Source organism: Clostridium thermosuccinogenes (genome assembly GCF_002896855.1).
Classification (GTDB): domain Bacteria; phylum Bacillota; class Clostridia; order Acetivibrionales; family DSM-5807; genus Pseudoclostridium; species Pseudoclostridium thermosuccinogenes.
This window is the reverse complement of sequence record NZ_CP021850.1, coordinates 60179-78844: the sequence shown is the minus strand read 5'-3', so window position 1 is coordinate 78844 and position 18666 is coordinate 60179. Positions and strand designations below refer to the sequence as shown.

General features: G+C 41.8%; 17 protein-coding genes. 3 read left to right on the top strand and 14 right to left on the bottom strand.

The genetic code is table 11. The annotated features are described in order from the left end of the window. Positions 1–86 precede the first annotated feature (86 nt). The 5 genes from yabQ to mazG form a co-directional block, all read right to left on the bottom strand. Positions 87–596: a spore cortex biosynthesis protein YabQ gene (gene yabQ, locus CDO33_RS00320; RefSeq protein ID WP_103082028.1), complete on the bottom strand. Its 510-nt coding sequence runs from the start codon at positions 594–596 to the stop codon at positions 87–89. A gap of 76 nt (positions 597–672) precedes the next feature. Then, positions 673–963 carry a sporulation protein YabP gene (gene yabP / locus CDO33_RS00315; RefSeq protein ID WP_103082029.1) on the bottom strand — a complete coding sequence of 97 codons (291 nt, stop codon included), beginning with the start codon at positions 961–963 and terminating at the stop codon, positions 673–675. Between the two features lie 138 nt (positions 964–1101). Then, positions 1102–1341 carry an RNA-binding S4 domain-containing protein gene (locus CDO33_RS00310; protein ID WP_103082030.1) on the bottom strand — a complete coding sequence of 80 codons (240 nt, stop codon included), beginning with the start codon at positions 1339–1341 and terminating at the stop codon, positions 1102–1104. A 59-nt stretch (positions 1342–1400) separates the two neighbouring features. After that, a complete protein-coding gene (locus CDO33_RS00305) occupies positions 1401–1676 on the bottom strand; it encodes an HU family DNA-binding protein (protein ID WP_103082031.1) in 276 nt (91 codons plus the stop codon). Between the two features lie 42 nt (positions 1677–1718). Beyond that, positions 1719–2519: a nucleoside triphosphate pyrophosphohydrolase gene (mazG, locus tag CDO33_RS00300; protein ID WP_103082032.1), complete on the bottom strand. Its 801-nt coding sequence runs from the start codon at positions 2517–2519 to the stop codon at positions 1719–1721. A gap of 742 nt (positions 2520–3261) precedes the next feature. On the opposite strand from mazG, the gene CDO33_RS00295 reads away from it, so the two are divergent. Further along, positions 3262–4077 carry a ZIP family metal transporter gene (locus CDO33_RS00295; RefSeq protein WP_103082033.1) on the top strand — a complete coding sequence of 272 codons (816 nt, stop codon included), beginning with the start codon at positions 3262–3264 and terminating at the stop codon, positions 4075–4077. A 62-nt stretch (positions 4078–4139) separates the two neighbouring features. Here the strand turns inward: CDO33_RS00295 and spoVT are convergent, their stop codons facing one another. The 5 genes from spoVT to CDO33_RS00270 all read right to left on the bottom strand — a co-directional run bounded on the left by spoVT (position 4140) and on the right by CDO33_RS00270 (position 11584). Further along, entirely contained in the window at positions 4140–4694 is a 555-nt protein-coding gene (spoVT, locus tag CDO33_RS00290; RefSeq protein ID WP_103082034.1) for a stage V sporulation protein T, read from the bottom strand. A gap of 676 nt (positions 4695–5370) precedes the next feature. Then, the gene (locus CDO33_RS00285) at positions 5371–6387 is read right to left on the bottom strand and encodes a peptidylprolyl isomerase (protein WP_103082035.1); all 1017 of its coding nucleotides are present in this window, start codon (positions 6385–6387) and stop codon (positions 5371–5373) included. A 90-nt stretch (positions 6388–6477) separates the two neighbouring features. Continuing rightward, positions 6478–9984, bottom strand: coding sequence for a transcription-repair coupling factor (gene mfd, locus CDO33_RS00280; protein ID WP_479690731.1), 3507 nt, complete (start codon positions 9982–9984; stop codon positions 6478–6480). A 47-nt stretch (positions 9985–10031) separates the two neighbouring features. Continuing rightward, positions 10032–10601, bottom strand: a complete 570-nt coding sequence (pth, locus tag CDO33_RS00275; RefSeq protein WP_103082037.1) for an aminoacyl-tRNA hydrolase — start codon at positions 10599–10601, stop codon at positions 10032–10034. Between the two features lie 23 nt (positions 10602–10624). Beyond that, a complete protein-coding gene (locus CDO33_RS00270) occupies positions 10625–11584 on the bottom strand; it encodes a ribose-phosphate diphosphokinase (RefSeq protein ID WP_103082038.1) in 960 nt (319 codons plus the stop codon). A 274-nt stretch (positions 11585–11858) separates the two neighbouring features. Between CDO33_RS00270 and CDO33_RS00265 the strand changes: the two genes are divergently transcribed. After that, the gene (locus tag CDO33_RS00265; protein ID WP_207655289.1) at positions 11859–13223 is read left to right on the top strand and encodes a DDE-type integrase/transposase/recombinase; all 1365 of its coding nucleotides are present in this window, start codon (positions 11859–11861) and stop codon (positions 13221–13223) included. 326 nt (positions 13224–13549) lie between these two features. On the opposite strand, the gene glmU is transcribed toward CDO33_RS00265, so the two are convergent. The 3 genes from glmU to purR all read right to left on the bottom strand — a co-directional run bounded on the left by glmU (position 13550) and on the right by purR (position 16399). After that, on the bottom strand, positions 13550–14932 hold the full coding sequence (gene glmU, locus CDO33_RS00260; protein WP_103082132.1) for a bifunctional UDP-N-acetylglucosamine diphosphorylase/glucosamine-1-phosphate N-acetyltransferase GlmU: 1383 nt from the start codon (positions 14930–14932) through the stop codon (positions 13550–13552). 237 nt (positions 14933–15169) lie between these two features. Further along, positions 15170–15433, bottom strand: a complete 264-nt coding sequence (gene spoVG / locus CDO33_RS00255) for a septation regulator SpoVG (protein WP_103082133.1) — start codon at positions 15431–15433, stop codon at positions 15170–15172. A 141-nt stretch (positions 15434–15574) separates the two neighbouring features. Continuing rightward, positions 15575–16399, bottom strand: coding sequence for a pur operon repressor (purR, locus tag CDO33_RS00250; protein ID WP_103082134.1), 825 nt, complete (start codon positions 16397–16399; stop codon positions 15575–15577). A 266-nt stretch (positions 16400–16665) separates the two neighbouring features. Here purR and murC point away from each other — a divergent pair, with 266 nt between their 5' ends. Next, positions 16666–18084, top strand: a complete 1419-nt coding sequence (gene murC, locus CDO33_RS00245) for a UDP-N-acetylmuramate--L-alanine ligase (protein ID WP_479690682.1) — start codon at positions 16666–16668, stop codon at positions 18082–18084. 131 nt (positions 18085–18215) lie between these two features. Here murC and fabZ read toward each other — a convergent pair whose 3' ends face one another. After that, positions 18216–18650 carry a 3-hydroxyacyl-ACP dehydratase FabZ gene (fabZ, locus tag CDO33_RS00240; RefSeq protein WP_103082136.1) on the bottom strand — a complete coding sequence of 145 codons (435 nt, stop codon included), beginning with the start codon at positions 18648–18650 and terminating at the stop codon, positions 18216–18218. Positions 18651–18666: the final 16 nt, after the last annotated feature.

Here is an 18666-nt window from a genome sequence, read left to right as displayed (position 1 = left end):
AAAATTTCCACGTGGTTCAGATTGTAAGGCATATTTCTACTTAGTTATATTATTTATTCTATGCTATCCTTTAAAATCCTCCTGCTTCATATTTTTTTTATTTTATTCTTGATCATCTTCTTCCATATATAAAGCTTTGCAAATTGGCTTTTCCTTACACGGTTTACCCTTCTTGCGGCTTTCCTGCTGATTTTTGCCATAAAACCACAAGGCACTTTTAATATTCTTATTATAATTCTGAAGGGATAGGATACAACAAACCATATACCTTTAAATATCCTTTTCAATATACCAATAACTGCAAGGAAAAGCTTCATAACAAGCCTGCTCAATAGGAGGGAATATAACACAATGCCGATGGCGGCCCCTAAAAAAATGTATCCTCTTACTTCGCCTTCATTGCTAAAATAGACAACAGCAAACATTATCAGAGCAACCAGTACCCAAAACACGAAATCCTCTATAAAAACTCCGAAACTCCTGGTTTTGACGGTTTTTCTTTTAATCCTGAAGATGTCATATATGAAGGCGATCAGCATGCCGCCTGCAACTGCAAACAAAAAAATATTAGCCTGATTGATAACAGATACTTCCAAATAACACTGACCCCTTTTGCAGGATTACTTATGTCCCATGGCACATACTATCCTAATGATTTATAAAGCGTAAACACTATCTGAACATTTTACTGAAAAAGCCTCCGCCCTTCTTGGAACCTTCACTTTCCGTATATTCACAGCTTATGATTTCTCCTTCAATATTGAGTTCCGAACTGTCGAGATTCAGTTTGCTGATCCGCAGATCTTCGCCCCTTACTACCAATAATCCCAGTTCAGTATCAACGACAACACACTCGTCATTGAAGCTGTCCACATCAATTACACCGGTAACACTAAGTCTTTCTCTATTCTCGAGAATAAGGTTTTGCACCTTTGGTTTTGAAATCTTTTTCTCCTCTATCATGTCAAGACCTCCCCCTTCACTTTCCTTCCTGAATACATAATCTACGCTCTCATATTCAATATTTATGCATGTACCAAAGAAAAAATGCGTACAAAAAAACCCCTGGCGACTCGCTCAAGGGTTTAGAGGTATTGATGCCTACTTAATTATGTACATTTCTTTTGAACCGGCTTTGGTAACATGCTCCGCCACCGATGTAACTTCAACCTTTGTGAGGCTGTTTCCAAACTGTATTTCTATAATGTCACCCACATTGACTTCGGAGCTGGGCTTTGCTGTTTTCCCGTTAATTTTGACCCGGCCCTGCTCACAAGCTTCATTGGCAAGGGTGCGTCTTTTAATAAGCCTCGAGACCTTTAAATACTTATCAATTCTCATCTTATACCCCCATTACTTCTAAAGAAAAAGACTTCGTAAAAGAAGCCTTTTCTTTCAAACTATTTGTTTACAGCATCTCTCAACGCTTTGCCTACTCTAAATACAGGTGCGTTGGATGCAGGAATAATTATCTCTTCTTTTGTCTGAGGATTTTTACCCTTTCTCTCAGCCCTTCTTCTTACTTCAAAGGAGCCAAAACCTACCAGCTGAACCTTGTCGCCTTTTGCAAGGGCTTCCTCAACACTCTCAAGAAAAGCATTCAATGCCTTTTCTGCATCCTTTTTTGATAATTCACTTTTTTCAGCCATGCTCTGTATAAGCTCTGATTTGTTCATATGTCATCCTCCTTTTTATAATAAAAGCTTAAATTATGGCTGTCAGGACTGTTCACCGGAGAAATGCTCCTTTGCCTTATTCCACAAATCATCCATTTCCGCAAGGCTCATATCCTCCAGCTTTCTTCCATTCCTGGCGCATTCTTTTTCCATATATTCAAACCTTTTAATAAATTTGTTTATAGTTCCGGTGAGAGCCAGTTCAGGCTGAACATTCAGGAACCTTGACAAATTTACTATGGAAAAGAAAACATCTCCAATTTCATCAGATATTCTTTCCATATTTTCACTTTTATATACATCCTTTAATTCAGATATCTCTTCATAAACCTTATTTATCACATCATCTATGTTATCCCAGTCAAACCCTGCAAGGGCTGCCTTTTGCTGAACCTTATAGCTTCTCATAAGAGCGGGCAGGTTTGACGGAATATCTTTTAGAACTCCTGTATGGCTTTTAATGCCCTTTTCCTTCTTTTTAATAGCTTCCCAGTTTTCCAGCACCTGCTCCGAAGTATCTGCCTTGACTTCGCCAAAAACGTGGGGATGGCGCTGAACAAGCTTGCGGCACACTCGCGTGATCACATCATCAATGCTAAATTCATTTTCCTCCTTGCCTATCTGGGCATGAAAAACCACCTGGAGCAAAACATCCCCCAGCTCCTCGCAAATTTTATCCTTGTCCTTTAGGTCAATTGCTTCCAGAACCTCGTAAGTTTCTTCTATCAAATACTTTTTCAAGCTGTCATGGGTCTGTTCCCTGTCCCACGGGCATCCGTCCTCGCATCGCAAACGGGCCATAATATCGAGCAGATCAGAAAATTCATATTTATCCTTCAGCATAGCACCATCTCCTTAGCACCTTTATCTATAAGTACATTAGTAGATTTTCCATAGCAGCAATTTAATACTACATTGTTACGCTGGAAAACAATAGCTTTAAGGCTCCTTCAACCTCCTATGGCAGCGCATAATTCAATATGCTAAAACCGCAGGAACATGGCCTTTCAGTTTTAAGCCTGTTTGCTGCCCTTTGGATTAAGCAAGCTTTCCGGCAATTGCTTCCCACCTAAATTTCATAACAATAAAGTAGAATTAATTTATCCGGCAATCCCAGTGCCGGATTATCATCCCATAATATACCACAGCGCATCATATGCTTATTATAAGGGTATAAAGCACAAAATTCAACTTATACCTGCATAAACAGAACTAAGTGATAAATGGATTCAGCTTGGCAAATGATCCGTATGACCGACCTTCGAATCTATACATTTTTATCATCCTCATTAGCCATTAATTATAATAAATCAAACATACGGCATTTCGACAGCATGAAGGTTGTAAAAGCCTAAGCAGCAGTCCTTTATTCAAGCAAATTAAATAAAGCAAATTAATTTACATTGATATAAGGCAGCACATAAGCCGAAGGTATTTCCCCGGCAATAGTTCTCACCTCCACTGTGTTAATCATAGCTATAGGGGTATAAATATATATGTACATACATTGGTGTATTGTGTAATATTGTTATTAGATTAACTGCACAGTTTTTATATAGTGACAGGTTTAAAGGAGAGATGTGGTATGTTGATAGACCTTTTGAAAGATATTAACCCGGTGATGCTTGCACTTATTGCCACATGCTTTACTTGGTTCATGACAGCTCTTGGTGCCGGATTGGTTTTTTTCTTCAAGAACATAAATAAGAAGGTCCTGGATGTCATGCTGGGTTTTGCTGCTGGGGTCATGATTGCTGCTAGCTTCTGGTCTTTGCTCAATCCTGCAATAGAGATGGCTGAAGCCTCAGGAATACCGGGATGGATACCTGCCATAACCGGTTTTCTTGCGGGAGGATTCTTTCTTCAGTTTGTTGACATGATCCTGCCCCATTTACATCTGGGTTTGCCCAGGGAAGATGCAGAAGGTATCAAAACAAACTGGAAGAGAAGCGTTCTCTTGGTTCTTTCCATTACCCTACATAATATACCGGAAGGCTTGGCGGTTGGAGTCGCATTTGGAGCAGTTGCATCAGGGTCTTCTTCAGCTTCCATAGCCGGAGCTATAGCCCTGGCTATAGGTATGGGAATACAAAACTTCCCCGAAGGCGCAGCAGTATCCATACCCTTACGCAGGGAAGGCCTGTCCCGTACAAAGAGCTTTATGTATGGTCAAGCATCCGGTGTTGTTGAACCTATCGCAGGTATCATAGGAGCCTCGGCAGTTCTGACTATGGGGTCGGCTCTCCCATATGCCCTCGCCTTTGCAGCAGGAGCCATGATATTTGTCGTGGTGGAAGAACTCATACCTGAATCTCAGTCCTCAGGCAATTCCCACATGGCAACGGCAGGCGTGATGCTCGGTTTTGCATTAATGATGCTGCTGGATGTAGCCTTGGGATGAAAAGTGAAGATAAAAATAACAGGTAATCAGACCGATTACCTGTTATTTTTACACGATTGATCTCACTGTTCCATCTGCTTGCCCAAAAATCCTGCGGCGGATTGAGCAAGTTTAGCTTCCACTTCGCCCATACGGGTATCCGGATCAGTGGACAGCAGGATAACCGCTCCTATAGGATCTCCTTCTGATATTATAGGTGTTACTACCTGTGAAGTATACTTTTTATCGGGGCTTTCATCCGCAGTTATGGATATAGCCTTATCATCCGGTGATTTCACGACCAAGGTTGTCTTTTCCTCTATGATTCTTTCAAGGTCCGGACTCAGCGGCTTCTCAAGGAACTCTCTTTTTGACGCTCCTGATACTGCTATAATTGTATCCCGGTCTGTGATGCAAGTAATGTGTCCGCTTGTTTTATGGAGGGATTCGGCATACTGAGTTGCAAAGTCGCTCAATTCACCGATAGGAGAGTATTTTTTCAATATGACCTCTCCGTCTTTATCAGTAAATATCTCCAGAGGATCTCCTTCTCTAATTCTTAATGTTCTTCTGATTTCTTTGGGAATAACAACTCTTCCCAGGTCGTCTATCCTTCTAACAATCCCTGTTGCTTTCAAATGCTATTACCTCCTTAAATAAGATTAGTTTGATTAGTAACCTGCATAATAAAAGTTAAAATACAACATTTTAGGTGCAAAGTTCTTTACACATATTATTTATTCTTTACCGAAATTTTATACATAATAGGTTAATTGTGTTGTATTTAGAAATCCAGTATCTTAAGCCGGATTTGCATACATTGTGAAATCCATAAAAACATGCTAGGAAAAGTTAAGAGAAAATCTCAACTTTTCCGGCATGTGTTCGTTTGATTTTGTCTACACAAATAGGCCGGCATATACCCGGTCTCGTCGTTTTTTATGATACCATTTGCATGATACCAGTGGAGTTATGCCGGATATACTTCATTCAGCCTTAAATGATATATTTTATAAGCTTGTTTTATCCGGTCACCTAGCCATTTTCTTGTTTTTTCTTTCTGCTTCTATTTTAAAATAAACCGGTATAAAGCCCCGTCTTTCGGCTTTTTATGAGCTTTACAACGCATCACTTCATATCCCGTCTTCCGTATTGCACACGGTCCTCGTTTTGATGTTTTTCTTATTTTCCCTCATTGTATAAAAAATAAGTGCAGTGGATAGAAAGTCTTCTCTATCCACTGCACTTGTAAAGAAGCTAGCCAAACACTTCTTAATCTCGAAACTTACTCACATAAGATAATAGCATAACAGTTTAATCTATTTTAATTGAATTATATTCCCCTTCATTTTTTACAATACTGAATTCCGAATCCTGCTTCCAGCTCTCCATCAAGTCTGAGTAGGATTCTTCCTTCAATATTCCTATAATGCTGTTTTTAACGTCATCAAAGGGTACCATTTCCCTTTTCACAAACAACATTATGTGATATCCATATTCCGTCTTTACAATATCCGTATCCCCGGCTTTGCGTTTTTCATCAAAGGACCAATCCTCAAACTCTTTCACCATCATACCCTTGGTAAAAGTATACTCTCCGCCGTCGTCAACCGATGCGGTATCGTCGGAATACTCTTTTACCAAAGCTGCAAAATCTTCTCCTTTTTTGACCTTTTCCAGAATGTCCTTAGCCTTCTCTTCTGCTTTCTTCTGCTCATCTTCCGGCAGCTTGTTTCCGGAATCATCCAGGATTGAGATCAATATATGCTTTACAGTTGCCTTGTCATAATTATCTTTATTCTCATCATAATATGCCTTTGCCTCGTCGTCCGTAGGATTGAACTTACCTACTTCGGTTGCTTTGAACTTGTTTGCCAGCTCTACATCTCTCATTATGGATTTATATTCGGACCAGCTTATTCCGAACTGCTCTTTTATTGTATTCTCTGCTTCCACCCGGCTACCTGTCTGGGCTATTATGTTGTCAAAGCTTGCTTTCAGAGATTTTTCCTCCTCCTTATCAAGCTTTACATTGTTCTTTTTCGCCTGCATCAGCTCTATTTTATGTTCTCTCGCCATTTCCAAGGCATATTCCTTTGCCATCTCTTCAGCAGTCTGGTTTCCTACCTTGCTGCTCCAATCTGTTATATACAGCTGATTCATAAGCTGATACTTGATCAAACCAAGAAAAAACTTGTATTCAGTATTGGTTATCTTTTCATCTCCAACTTTTGCAACATAGCTATTGTCATTCAAATAGTATATAGCTCCGGCAGTCGCAAGAGCAACTACAAGTATCGCAGCTATGACATAAATCCATAGTTTCTTCAAATTTATCTCTCCTCATCTAATTTAAATAAGTCGATACCAACCCTTTGGTCAGATACTCCCTCTTTATTATAATTGATTATTGTTTACACTTCAATTTAATAATGTCCTGTAACAGAATCTTAATATTTTCCAACAAATCCTGCCTTTTAACATCCGATATCCTGAAAGTAATATATAAGGAGCGCTGCTGGCAGTAAACAGTATTCTCCTTTTATATTTGTCCATCAGGGCACTTAATAATCCTAAATCCACATGCACTCCGGCTTTATACTGTAAAATCACGGCATCATTCTTCTCCTGCACCGAAATGAATCCGCAGGTTTTTGCCAAAGCTTTAAGATAAGCTATCTGTATAAGATTTCTCACGGGCTCAGGGATATCTCCATAGCGGTCCATAAGCTCATCCTCTACATCCATCACATCATCTTCATCCTGGATGGATGCAATCCTCTTATACATGTCTATTTTCTGGTCCTCCGCGCTTATATACTCATCATCTATATAGGCGCTGACATTGATATCTATGGATAATTCTTCATCCTCCTCTCTCAAGGGTTCTCCCTTCAGCTCCCTTACCGCTTCATCCAGCAGCTTGCAGTACATGTCATAGCCGACAGATTCCATATGTCCATGCTGTTCGGGACCAAGAAGGTTTCCTGCCCCTCTTATCTCAAGGTCTCTCATGGCGATCTTAAATCCGGAACCCAGCTCCGTAAATTCCTTTATGGCTTGAAGCCTTTTTTCCGCCACCTCCGAAAGAGCCTTATCCTTCTTATAGGTTATATAAGCATAAGCGAGCCTGTTTGAGCGTCCAACCCTCCCCCTTATCTGGTACAGCTGGGCCAGGCCTAATTTGTCTGCATCTTCCACAATTATCGTATTGACATTTGGCATGTCCAGCCCCGACTCAATAATGGTAGTGCACACAAGGATGTCAAACTCCTTGTTTAAGAAGCTGAACATGGTATCCTCCAACTGCTTTTCGTCCATCTGCCCATGAGCAACTCCGATTCTGGCATCAGGTACGAGGTTCTGTATTTCGGTCGCTTTCAGCTGTATAGAACGGACCCTGTTGTAAAGATAAAATACCTGTCCTCCCCGGGCCAATTCACGGTTTATCGCATCCCGTATGACATCAGGATTATACTCCATTACGTAAGTCTGAACAGGATAGCGTTCCTCGGGGGGATCTTCAATTACGCTTATATCTCTGATGCCGATAAGCGACATGTGCAGGGTTCTTGGTATAGGTGTCGCCGTAAGAGTCAAAACATCCACATTGGTCTTCAGGCTCTTAAGCTTTTCCTTGTGGGTTACTCCAAAGCGCTGTTCCTCATCCACAACCAGGAGCCCCAGATTCTTGAACTGTATATCCTTCTGAAGAAGCTTATGGGTACCCACCAGCACATCTATACTGCCTGCCTTCAAACCCTTTATTATCCGTTTTTGTTCGGCTTGGGTACGGAAGCGGCTGATTACCTCAACAGTTACAGGGAACTCCTTCATCCTTTCCCTGAAATTGTTGTAATGCTGTTGAGCAAGGATAGTTGTAGGCACAAGATACGCAACCTGTTTCCCATCCATAACAGCCTTGAAAATTGCTCTTATGGCAACCTCGGTCTTCCCGTAGCCCACATCGCCGCAGAGCAGCCGATCCATAGGCCTTGGGGCTTCCATATCCGCTTTTATCTCCTCTATGCACTTAAGTTGGTCCTCGGTTTCCTCATAGGGGAACATTTCCTCAAACTGTTTTTGCCATACCGTGTCTTTAGAAAAAGCAAAACCTTTCACCGCCTGCCGCTGGGCATACAGCTTTACAAGCTCACCGGCCAGCTCTTGCAGGGACTCCTTAACCTTTTTCTTTGTTTTTGCCCAGTCCGTCCCTCCAAGCTTATTAAGCCGAGGTGTTTTTCCCTCCGCACCTATATACTTCTGTATGAGATCCATCTGGTTTGTAGGTATGTATAGATATCCTCCGTCCTGATATTTTATCTTCAAATAGTCCCTTTTTACATTATCTACAACCAGCTTTTGCATACCTACATACTGGCCTATGCCATGGGCCTGATGAACTACATAATCACCAATATTTAGATCGGTGAAAGTTTTAAGCTTAACTCCGCTTTTTTTCGACGAACCCTTCCTGCTCCTCCTGTCCTGCCCGAATACTTCCCGGTCGCTTATTACTACAATACCCACAGATGGGTATTCAAATCCCTTGTTTAAGCTGCCGTGAGTTATTAGTATCTGTCCCTGCTGGATATCCTCAGGCAGTTCCTCAACATAAGGAGCTTCGATCTCCTTTTCCATGAGCGACTCAGAAAGGCGCTTTCCTCTTCCTCCTGGCCCGGACAGTATGACAATGCTGCTTTTTTTTGCTTTCCATGCTTTTATATCCTCTATCAGTAGCTCTAGGTGGCCTTGGTAGGATGTCACTGATTTTGCAGGTATGCTGTAGCTTTTAGATTCTTTAAGCCTTTTATTTTCCAGGGGCATGGTATTTAGGTATACCATCCTGCCCTTTTCCAGCTTCCCCTTTAAACTGTCAGCATCATAGTATATTTCAAAGCTTTTGGGAAGTATCTGCCCCTTTTCCATCAGGTTCCTGCAGATCTCATGATGCTCCAGCAGGATATTGTCCACCCTCTCTGCAAATCTAGCCGGTTCATCCATGAAGATGACCGCATCGGGGGCATAATCCGCTATAAAGGAAGGATTGTCAATTATATAGGGTATATACCTGTCAATTCCGGGAAAATAGTAATCGCTCTCTATCCTGTCGATATCCGCCTCAATTTTTGATTTGATCTGCTTCAGGTGTTCAGCCCCGCTCTTTCTGGCCTTTTCAGTGTATTCCTTAAGGTCTTCTTTAATATGCCGCATTATGTCCGCTCTTTTTTCCGCAGGATATATGGCCTCCCGAGCAGGTATTATCCTTACGCTGTCCAGTCTTTCGATGGAGCGCTGGGAGCGTATATCAAAGCTTCTCATCGAATCTATCTCATCGTCGAAAAGCTCTATGCGTGCCGCCTGCTCGCTGTCTATGGAAAATACGTCAATAATTCCTCCGCGTATGGAAAACTGCCCTTTCCCCTCAACTACGGCCACCCTTTCATAACCCATGGAAATAAGCTTTTGAGTAAACTCATCGATATTTATTCTGTCGCCCAACCCCATTTTTATAAAGTTGCTTTTGAACTGTTCCAAGGGCACGAGCTTTTGAGCCACTGCCTCGGCAGAGGTAACTATGACCTTCCAGTTCCCCTCAATTATCCTTCCCAGGGCTTCTATCCTCTGGAATGCAGCATCATTGCTCTTGGCTTCCACATCATGCATCATCACTTCCTTTGAAGGAAAGAAAACCACATCATCGCCAAGGAAGCAGGAAAAATCATCATACATTTTCCGTGCCTGCATTTCGTTAAAGGTTATGAAAAGTCCTCTGTACCCTGTGTGACTTAATATGGAGTATGAGATATGTACCTTTTGAGAATCAGCCGGTCCGTTTATACCGACCGGCATTGTATAATTTTTGATGCTGTTTAAAGCTTCATTATATTCCTGAATTTGAAGGAGCGGGTCCGTTAAAAACTTCATATTCACCATCCAATATAGTTGTTGGTTGTTACTTACTGTTTGCCGCCCTATCCATTAAACCTGTTCATTGCTGTTTCTGTTCCCGATTTTATTATCGTGGCAACAGCATCGGCAGCGTTGCATATGCTTTCGGATATAACTTCCCTTTCATCCGGATTGAATTTGCTGAGAACATAATCAGCCAGATCCCATCCTTCAGGCGCTTTGCCTATTCCTATCCTGACCCGGGGAAATTCATCCGATTGTATCTGATATATGACAGACCTCATGCCGTTATGTGTGCCCGCACTTCCTTTGGGGCGTATGCGGATCTTTCCTGGCGCCAGATCAATATCGTCATATATTATAATCAGGTTTTTGAGAGGCACCTTGTACCATTCCAGAATGTCTCTCACGCTTTCTCCGCTGAGATTCATAAAAGTCTGCGGTTTGACGAGGATTACCTTTTTTCCCTCAATCATACCGTCGCCTATTAGTGCCTTATGCTTTAACTTGCTAACTTTTATTCCATGTTTGGCAGAAAGCAGGTCTATCGTATCAAATCCCACATTATGCCTTGTATTGTCATACCGTGGGCCGGGATTTCCCAAACCCACGATTATAAAAATATCCTCCAAAGCGAACACCTCATGTAAAAACTTTAGCGCTGCGTAAACAGTGTACTTATGGATTTATCACTGTAAATCCTTTCGATGGCTTCAGCTAATATTCCTGCCACAGATAGCTGCACAATCTTGTCTATCCTTTTTTCCTCCGGCAAGGGTATAGTATTAAGCATCACAAGCTTTTCCAGTTGGGATGCTTGTATTCTCTCAATTGCCGGTCCGGACAGCACACCATGGGTACAGCAGGCGTATACTTCCTTAGCCCCTATTTCCCTAAGTGCATTGGCTGCATTTACTATAGTGCCTCCGGTATCTATGATATCATCAATGAGGATTACCCTCTTATTCTCCACATCACCTATTATGTTCATTATTTCAGATACATTGGCTTTGGGCCTTCTTTTATCGATAATTGCCAGAGGTACTTCCAAAACCTCGGCGAACTTCCTGGCACGGGTAACTCCGCCTACATCCGGCGCAACCACTACGACATCATCAAGACTTTGGAACTTAGCTTTAAAATGCTCGGCCAATATGGGGCCTCCGTGCAGGTGATCCACCGGTATATCAAAGAAGCCCTGAAGCTGAGGGGCATGCAGATCCATTGTCAGAATCCTGTCGGCGCCGGCCACTGTTATTAAGTTGGCCACCAGCTTAGCTGAAATCGGATCCCTGGCCCTGGCTTTTCTGTCCTGCCTTGCATAACCGTAATATGGAATGACTGCTGTTATCCTGCCCGCAGAAGCTCTTTTCATGGCATCTATCATTATAAGGAGCTCAACGAGATTGTCATTCACAGGATCACAGGTTGACTGGATGATAAAAACATCCGATCCTCTTACAACCTCTCCGATATTTATGCTGGTCTCTCCATCGCTGAATTTCCCAACCGTCGCTTTACCTACAGGCAACCCGATTCTTTCCGCTATCTCTTCTGCCAAAGCCCTATTGGAATTTCCAGAAAAAATTTTAATATCTTTTCCATGCAAATTCATAGATTTACCCTCTCCTAAATATAGGTAGTGTCAAAAGTTTTGATATGCTTTTGACCTCTAACCCTTGGTTTTACTTGCTTTTATATTATTAAGGGTTTTACCCTCATTTAACTGGAAATTAAGAATGTATAGAAAGGCAAAGGTACTTGCCCTTTTTTTGGTATAATGTTGTTGCTGGACAACCCCCAAAGAAAGGAGTTAAGTACCTTTGAACAACATTATAACAGTTTTACTACTATACATTCAAATACAAGCTAAAATTATCATTTACCTCATGTGTGCACTCTTTAGTAAAGGATCCGTCCGCAAGTACTACGATGAGCCTGTTAGGAAGCCTTACCGCAAGCTTGTGGTGGATACCATGCCGATTATTGAGACACTTGAGAAGCTTGATTATAAGCAGCTTATTTCAAATCATCTCAAGGAAACCGGTAAGCTTATAACCCCTATTACAAGGAGAAAAGCTTCTACAGTCCCTGATACTATGGCCTGCCCAAGATGTGGAGCTCCTCATGAATACCTTTACGACAATACCGGTGGTAAAGGCCAGTACTTATGCAAAGTCTGCAAGTGCACTTTCAACAAGAAAAACCGTTACCTAAAAAATCTCATCTTCCTCTGCCCCCACTGTGGAAGGACACTGGAACTTAAGAAAGAGCGTAAGGACTTCAACGTACATAAGTGCACCAACTCCAAGTGCCCCTATTACCTTGACAGGCTCAATTCCATGTCCGAGGAAGACAAGCAGCGCTACAAGTCTTCTCCACATGATTTCAAGCTCCATTACATCTACAGGGAGTTTGATATTGACTTTGAGCCTTTGGTAAGAAAGCCTTCCCAGCCTCCGAGTGTAGATATATCAAGGCTTTATGTCTCTCCTCACGTCCTGGGGCTGATACTTACATACCATGTCAATTTTGGCCTTTCTACCCGGATGACAGCTGCCCTTATGCGTGAAGTACATGGTGTAAGTGTTTCTCATCAGTCGGTATCAAATTATGCCGATGCTGTTGCCACAAACATTAAACCCTTCATTGACAACTACAAGTATGATCTCTCAGATTCCATCTGCGGGGATGAGACGTACATAAAGGTTCTGGGCAAATGGCATTACGTATTCTTTATATTCGACGCAGTAAAGAAGATTATCCTCTCATACCCCGTCTCTGCCAACCGTGATGTTAAAGCTGCAATTTATGCTCTTGACGAAGCATTGTCCAAGTTCGATAAGCTTCCTGAGGATCTTACCCTGATCTTTGACGGGAACCCTATTTACATGCTTGCTCAACACTATTTCGCCCAGTACGGCATCCACTTTGACATAAAGCAGGTAATCGGTCTTACCAACGACGACCCTATCTCCGAAGAATACAGGCCTTTAAAGCAGATCATCGAAAGGTTAAACCGCACCTTCAAGGGAAACTACAGACCCACCAACGGTTTTAACAACTATGCAGGTTCAGTATCCTTCCTTACACTGTTTGTAGCCTACTTCAACTTCCTAAGGCCTCATTCCTCTCTGGAAGGCAGGGTGCCGGTGGTCTTAGAAGAGCTCAAAGACCGGCCTAATATGCCTGCCAGGTGGGTTACACTCATTAAAATGTCCCAAGAATACATCAAAGCCCAACAATCTGCTTAAGGAACGAAATTCATCCTCTTATTTTTGTAGCATAGCATAGCAAAACAGTCGCCGCCGAACCTGTGGAGTTTGTGGGTAACCCGCTGATTTGAGGGGTGTGGGTAACTTGTGTGATAAAGTGTTGGCAACACGCTTTTCGTTGCCAATGCTTTATCCACTTGTTATCCATGCCTCGGGCGGGTTATCCATCAAATCCACAGGTATTATATTCCCATGGTTTTTCTTGTTGCTTATTTGGTTTCCAATGTGCATATTTGGTAAATACTCTCATTTCTGGCGTCAAAATTTTATTCTTTCATAGAACTTTTGACACTACCTAAATATAATTAATCCTTCTTCCTCTGCATACCTCTGTTGATTACCCAGTTCTCCTTTATTGTCTGCCTGCACCTAGCAATAGCCAGAGAGTTCTCCGGAACCTCCTCCGTTATGGTTGATCCGGCAGCTATATAGGCATCCTCCCCGACCTTCACCGGAGATACCAAATTCACATTGCATCCAATAAAAGCGTTATCGCCAACAACCGTCCTGTTCTTTTTCTTGCCGTCATAGTTGACAAATACAACGCCGCAGCCTAAGTTTACATTCTTTCCGACGTCTGCATCTCCAACATAGGTAAGATGAGATATCTTGGTTTCATCCCCTATATTTGAGTTCTTTATCTCAACAAAATCTCCTATCTTTACATGCCTTCCCACTGTGCTTCCCGGCCTCATGTAAGCAAAAGGACCGACATGTGTGTCATCCCCTACCGTGCTTTCCAGCACTACAGAATTATTCACTTCAACATTATTGCCTATTGTGGCGCCTACTATCCTGCTATTTGGCCCAATAATGCAATTTTCTCCGATAACAGTGCCCTTCTCCAGTATTGTTCCCGGATATATTATGGTATCCATACCGATTTCCACACCATCATCTATGTATGTCGAAGCAGGGTCAATTATCGTAACTCCGGACCTCATAAGCTTTGTAAGTATGCGCCTTCTCATGATTTCAGAAGCTTCTGCCAGCTGAACCCTGTCGTTTATTCCAAGAATCTCGCTGGAGTCTGCCACTTTAATGGTGCCTACCTTTAAGCCTCTGTTAATAAGTATTTCCAGAGTATCGGTAAGGTAATACTCTCCCTGGCTGTTATTATTGCTCAATCCCTTAAGAGCCTCGAGGAGGTATTTTATAGTGAAGCAGTACATTCCGGAATTAACCTCTTTTATGCTTCTTTCCTCATCATTGGCATCCTTATGCTCAACTATCCTCAATACATTCCCTTTATCATCCCTTACTATCCTTCCATAGCCTGTAGGGTCGCTTAATTCTGCCGTTATAACCGTGGCAGAATTGTTATTTTCTTTATGGAATTTTAATGTATCTGAAATTGTCTGCGATGTTATCAGAGGTGTATCTCCATAAAGCACCAGCACATAACCGTCTTTACCGGCAAGGAACTCCTCTGCCTGCATGACCGCATGGCCGGTACCCAGCTGCTTCTCCTGAAAAGCATATTTTACTCTGTCCTTCATATATTCTTTAACCTGGTCGGCTTTATGCCCCACAACCAATATGCTGTCTTCTATTCCTGCCTTTTTCACCGACTCGTAAACCCATTCTACAACAGGTTTTCCCGCAACTTTATGTAAAACCTTTGAAGTGTTAGATTTCATCCTTTTTCCTTCTCCTGCTGCCAGGATAAGGGCCGCAATATATTCCATTTCCATTACCCTCCTTTTTTCCGGTTATATTTTCTCACTTTTCCTTTCCTTTTTCAACAAGCAAATTTAGTGACGTATTAAAACCCCTAAAATTAAAGCTGTTTCCAAAACCCGGAATAATAAAAAAACCCTTCACGTTGAGCGAAAGGTTTGTCCTCATCATGTGCAATGTTAATATAATTCAGCTGTTAATAAACAAGAACTTAATTTCGTGGAAATGAAATCTTATCTTACCAATTATTCGGCTGATGCAGTAGTCTCATATTTTTCCAGGATTGCTTTCTGTATCTTTTCTCTTGCAGCCGCATTTATAGGATGTGCGATATCTTTGAATTCACCGTCCGGAGTTTTTCTGCTTGGCATTGCAATAAATAGGCCGTTCTGACTTTCTATAACCTTTATATCATGGACAACAAACTCGTTATCAAATGTTACAGAAACAACCGCTTTCATCTTGCCTTCAACATCGATCTTTCTAATGCGAATGTCCGTGATCTCCATAAGATGCTACCACCTTCCGTAATATAATGTATATATAATTATTCGATATAAATTTCATATTTCCTTCTTTTATAAATTATTTTTTATATATTTTTAATATTCAATAATATATTGTCTACTTTTAACTTAATTATACCAACATTATATCCGGCTCCAATTGGGGCTTAGTTTAATATCGATTACACCTGCTTCCTCGTCAACCTTTTGAAGCAGCAGCAATGAAAAATATTCCTCTACCAACTTTTTATTTGGTTCCGCGGTTTCGACAAGCACCCCGATTCCTGCAACTTCGCACTCAAACTCCTTTGCCAGTTCAGCAATCCCTTTTGCCGTACCTCCGCCCTTCATGAAATCATCCACAAAAAGCAGCCTGGAGTTTCTCTTGAGGGATCTTAGGGACAGCACCATTGTCTGAAGCTTCTTCGAAGAACCGGATACATAATTGATGCTTACGGATGCTCCTTCGGCAGCCTCACTATTGCGTCTGACTATTACCAGGGGCACGCCAAGGTGCTTTGCGGTAGCAAGAGCCAGAGGTATTCCCTTTGTTTCCACAGTTACTACGTAGTCTATGGATTTGGGGAAAAAATGCCCGGCAAAAATATAACCTATATCGTCGATCCACTCAGGATTATATATTATATCCAGCATGTAAATAAACCCCCCAGGAAGAAGGCGCTCCTTCCTGCATAGCTCAGCACAAAGGCCCTCCAGGATACGTACAGCCCTGTCTTTGCTCATTGAAGGAATAAATCTCACTCCTCCCAAGGCTCCGGATATTGTCTCCACATGACCCAAATCCAGTTTTGACAATATGTTCCCTACTATATCAATATCCTCGCTGATGGTTGACTTTGCAGACCCGAACATTTCAGCAAAGCCTCCTAGGGTAAAAATTTTGCCCGGGGAGTCGGAAAGCAATTTTACTAATGTCGCTATGCGTTCATTTCTTGGGAGTTTATCCATCATTTCAACCTCAATTCAGAAAATTATTAGATATATTATACTATATAATTACGAATATTTTAACACTTTTTATTTTAATTATTCGGAAAAATAACAGAATAATTGATATTTAATAAAAATTTCTAATTATTGTTAATAATTATGCCAGATTATGCATATAATAATAATTGGGAATTTTGCGTTTTTACAAATAGCCAAAAAAGGTGTATTATTTAGAAAAAGAAGTATTATTATATGCTGCACATTTTTCAATTGAAGGAGTGTTTATTTTGAAACGATTAACCTTGCTTGACTCACAAAATATAGAGCATATACATTTTATAGGTATAGGCGGAAGCAGCATGAGTGGTTTGGCAGAAATTCTGTTGGATCTGGGATACAAAGTATCCGGTTCTGACAAAAAGGTTTCATACATAACAGATAAGCTGAAAAAAATGGGAGCAAAAATATATCCTTATCATAGCGAAGAAAATGTTACCGGTGCCGACATGGTCGTGTACACCGTTGCTGTCAAAGAAGATAATCCCGAACTTGTCAAGGCCAGGAACATGGGCATACCCGTGATCGACAGGGCTGCCCTTCTGGGCGAAATTATGAAATCATATCCTTACAGCATTGCAATATCCGGAACTCACGGCAAAACAACTACTACATCGATGATAACTACCATCATGATGAAAGCCGGAAAGGATCCCTCTGTAAATATTGGAGGAGAACTGGAATCGATTGGAGGAAATACGAGGCTCGGTGGAGATGAATATTTTATAGCAGAAGCCTGCGAATACTATGAGAGCTTCCTGAAATTTCATCCCTTCCTGGCAGTTGTCTTAAATATAGAACTCGATCATGTAGATTATTTCAAAGACATAGAACACATAAAATCCGCTTTTTTGAAGTTTATGTGCAGTGTTCCCGAAAATGGCTATGTTGTCGCTTGTGTTGATGATGAAAACATAAGAACCCTGATGGATAAAGTAACCCGTAACAAGGTGACTTACGGGGTAGGATCGAAAGACGCCACATGGAGCGCGAAAGATATTAAATTTGATGACAGAGGATGCGCATCCTATACCCTTTTGCATGATGGCGAGGAAATCGACGAAATAAAGCTCAGCGTACCAGGATTACATAATGTCAGCAATTCCCTTGCAGCTATAGCATCCTGTTATTCTCTGGGCTTAAGCATCCCATCAATAAAAGAAGGGCTTGCGGCTTTCAGAGGTACTCACAGAAGGTTTGAGACAAAGGGATTTGTCAATGGAATAAGGGTTATAGACGACTATGCTCATCATCCTTCTGAGATACGTGCGACTCTAAAGGCAGCGAAAGCCGTCAAGGCATCGAAGATATGGTGTGTATTCCAGCCCCATACCTATACGAGAACGCAGACATTGATGGATGACTTCTCCACAGCTTTTACATATGCCGATTCCGTAATCATCGCCGATATCTATGCTGCCCGGGAAGCGGATAACGGAACTGTCCATGCCAGCATGCTGGCGGACAGAATCAGGAATAATGGGCAGGATGCCATCTACCTGGGCAGTTTTGACACTATTGTCGACTATCTTACCGCTAATTCTGCTCCCGGAGATATTATTATCACTATGGGAGCAGGAGATATATACAAAGTCGGTGAAATGTTCCTCAGCAAAAATACAGAAGCTGCGGCGGTAGGCGTTTAGCAGCTGCTGATTAAACAAATGGGGGTGGGATCAAATCCCACCCCCATTTAGCAATATTAGACCTATGTAGTTTTGAAATATATTCAGCTAATAACGGATGTACTGATTGTTATGAGTAGCAAAGCAAAAAGCTATTTATCCACCTTTACCATGGCAAATTTTATCTCTCCTTCTGCTGCAGTCTGTCCGTCCACCGATGCCCGCACCTTTGCTTTAACAACGCCCATCCTGTTTGACAATATTTCAGCTTCCAGCTTCAGAGTATCCCCCGGCATCACCTGCTTTTTGAACTTCATTGAATCAATTCCGGCCAGCACTCCCAGTTTGCCTTCGTCTTTCTCCGGTACGGAAGCTGCTATGCCTGCGGTCTGGGCGAGAGCTTCAGTTATAAGCACACCGGGCATTATCGGATAATCCGGAAAATGGCCCTGAAAAAAAGGCTCATTGGCCGTAACATTTTTTATTGCAACCGCCCTCTTCCCAGGCTCCAGTTCATCAACCCTGTCCACCAGCAGAAAAGGGTATCTGTGAGGAAGTATTTTACGGACTTCCATGTTTGAAAGCATATGACAATCACCTCAT

Excerpts from the sequence above, each read along its gene's own strand:
- CDO33_RS00270 (WP_103082038.1), bottom strand. The coding sequence starts at position 11,584 with ATGAATTTGCATGGAAAAGATATTAAAATTTTTTCTGGAAATTCCAAT.
- fabZ (WP_103082136.1), bottom strand. The coding sequence starts at position 18,650 with ATGCTTTCAAACATGGAAGTCCGTAAAATACTTCCTCACAGATACCCT.
- CDO33_RS00310 (WP_103082030.1), bottom strand. The coding sequence starts at position 1,341 with ATGAGAATTGATAAGTATTTAAAGGTCTCGAGGCTTATTAAAAGACGC.
- CDO33_RS00265 (WP_207655289.1), top strand. The coding sequence starts at position 11,859 with ATGTGTGCACTCTTTAGTAAAGGATCCGTCCGCAAGTACTACGATGAG.
- glmU (WP_103082132.1), bottom strand. The coding sequence starts at position 14,932 with ATGGAATATATTGCGGCCCTTATCCTGGCAGCAGGAGAAGGAAAAAGG.
- mfd (WP_479690731.1), bottom strand. The coding sequence starts at position 9,984 with ATGAAGTTTTTAACGGACCCGCTCCTTCAAATTCAGGAATATAATGAA.
- mazG (WP_103082032.1), bottom strand. The coding sequence starts at position 2,519 with ATGCTGAAGGATAAATATGAATTTTCTGATCTGCTCGATATTATGGCC.
- spoVG (WP_103082133.1), bottom strand. The coding sequence starts at position 15,433 with ATGGAGATCACGGACATTCGCATTAGAAAGATCGATGTTGAAGGCAAG.
- CDO33_RS00295 (WP_103082033.1), top strand. The coding sequence starts at position 3,262 with ATGTTGATAGACCTTTTGAAAGATATTAACCCGGTGATGCTTGCACTT.
- CDO33_RS00305 (WP_103082031.1), bottom strand. The coding sequence starts at position 1,676 with ATGAACAAATCAGAGCTTATACAGAGCATGGCTGAAAAAAGTGAATTA.
- purR (WP_103082134.1), bottom strand. The coding sequence starts at position 16,399 with ATGGATAAACTCCCAAGAAATGAACGCATAGCGACATTAGTAAAATTG.
- yabP (WP_103082029.1), bottom strand. The coding sequence starts at position 963 with ATGATAGAGGAGAAAAAGATTTCAAAACCAAAGGTGCAAAACCTTATT.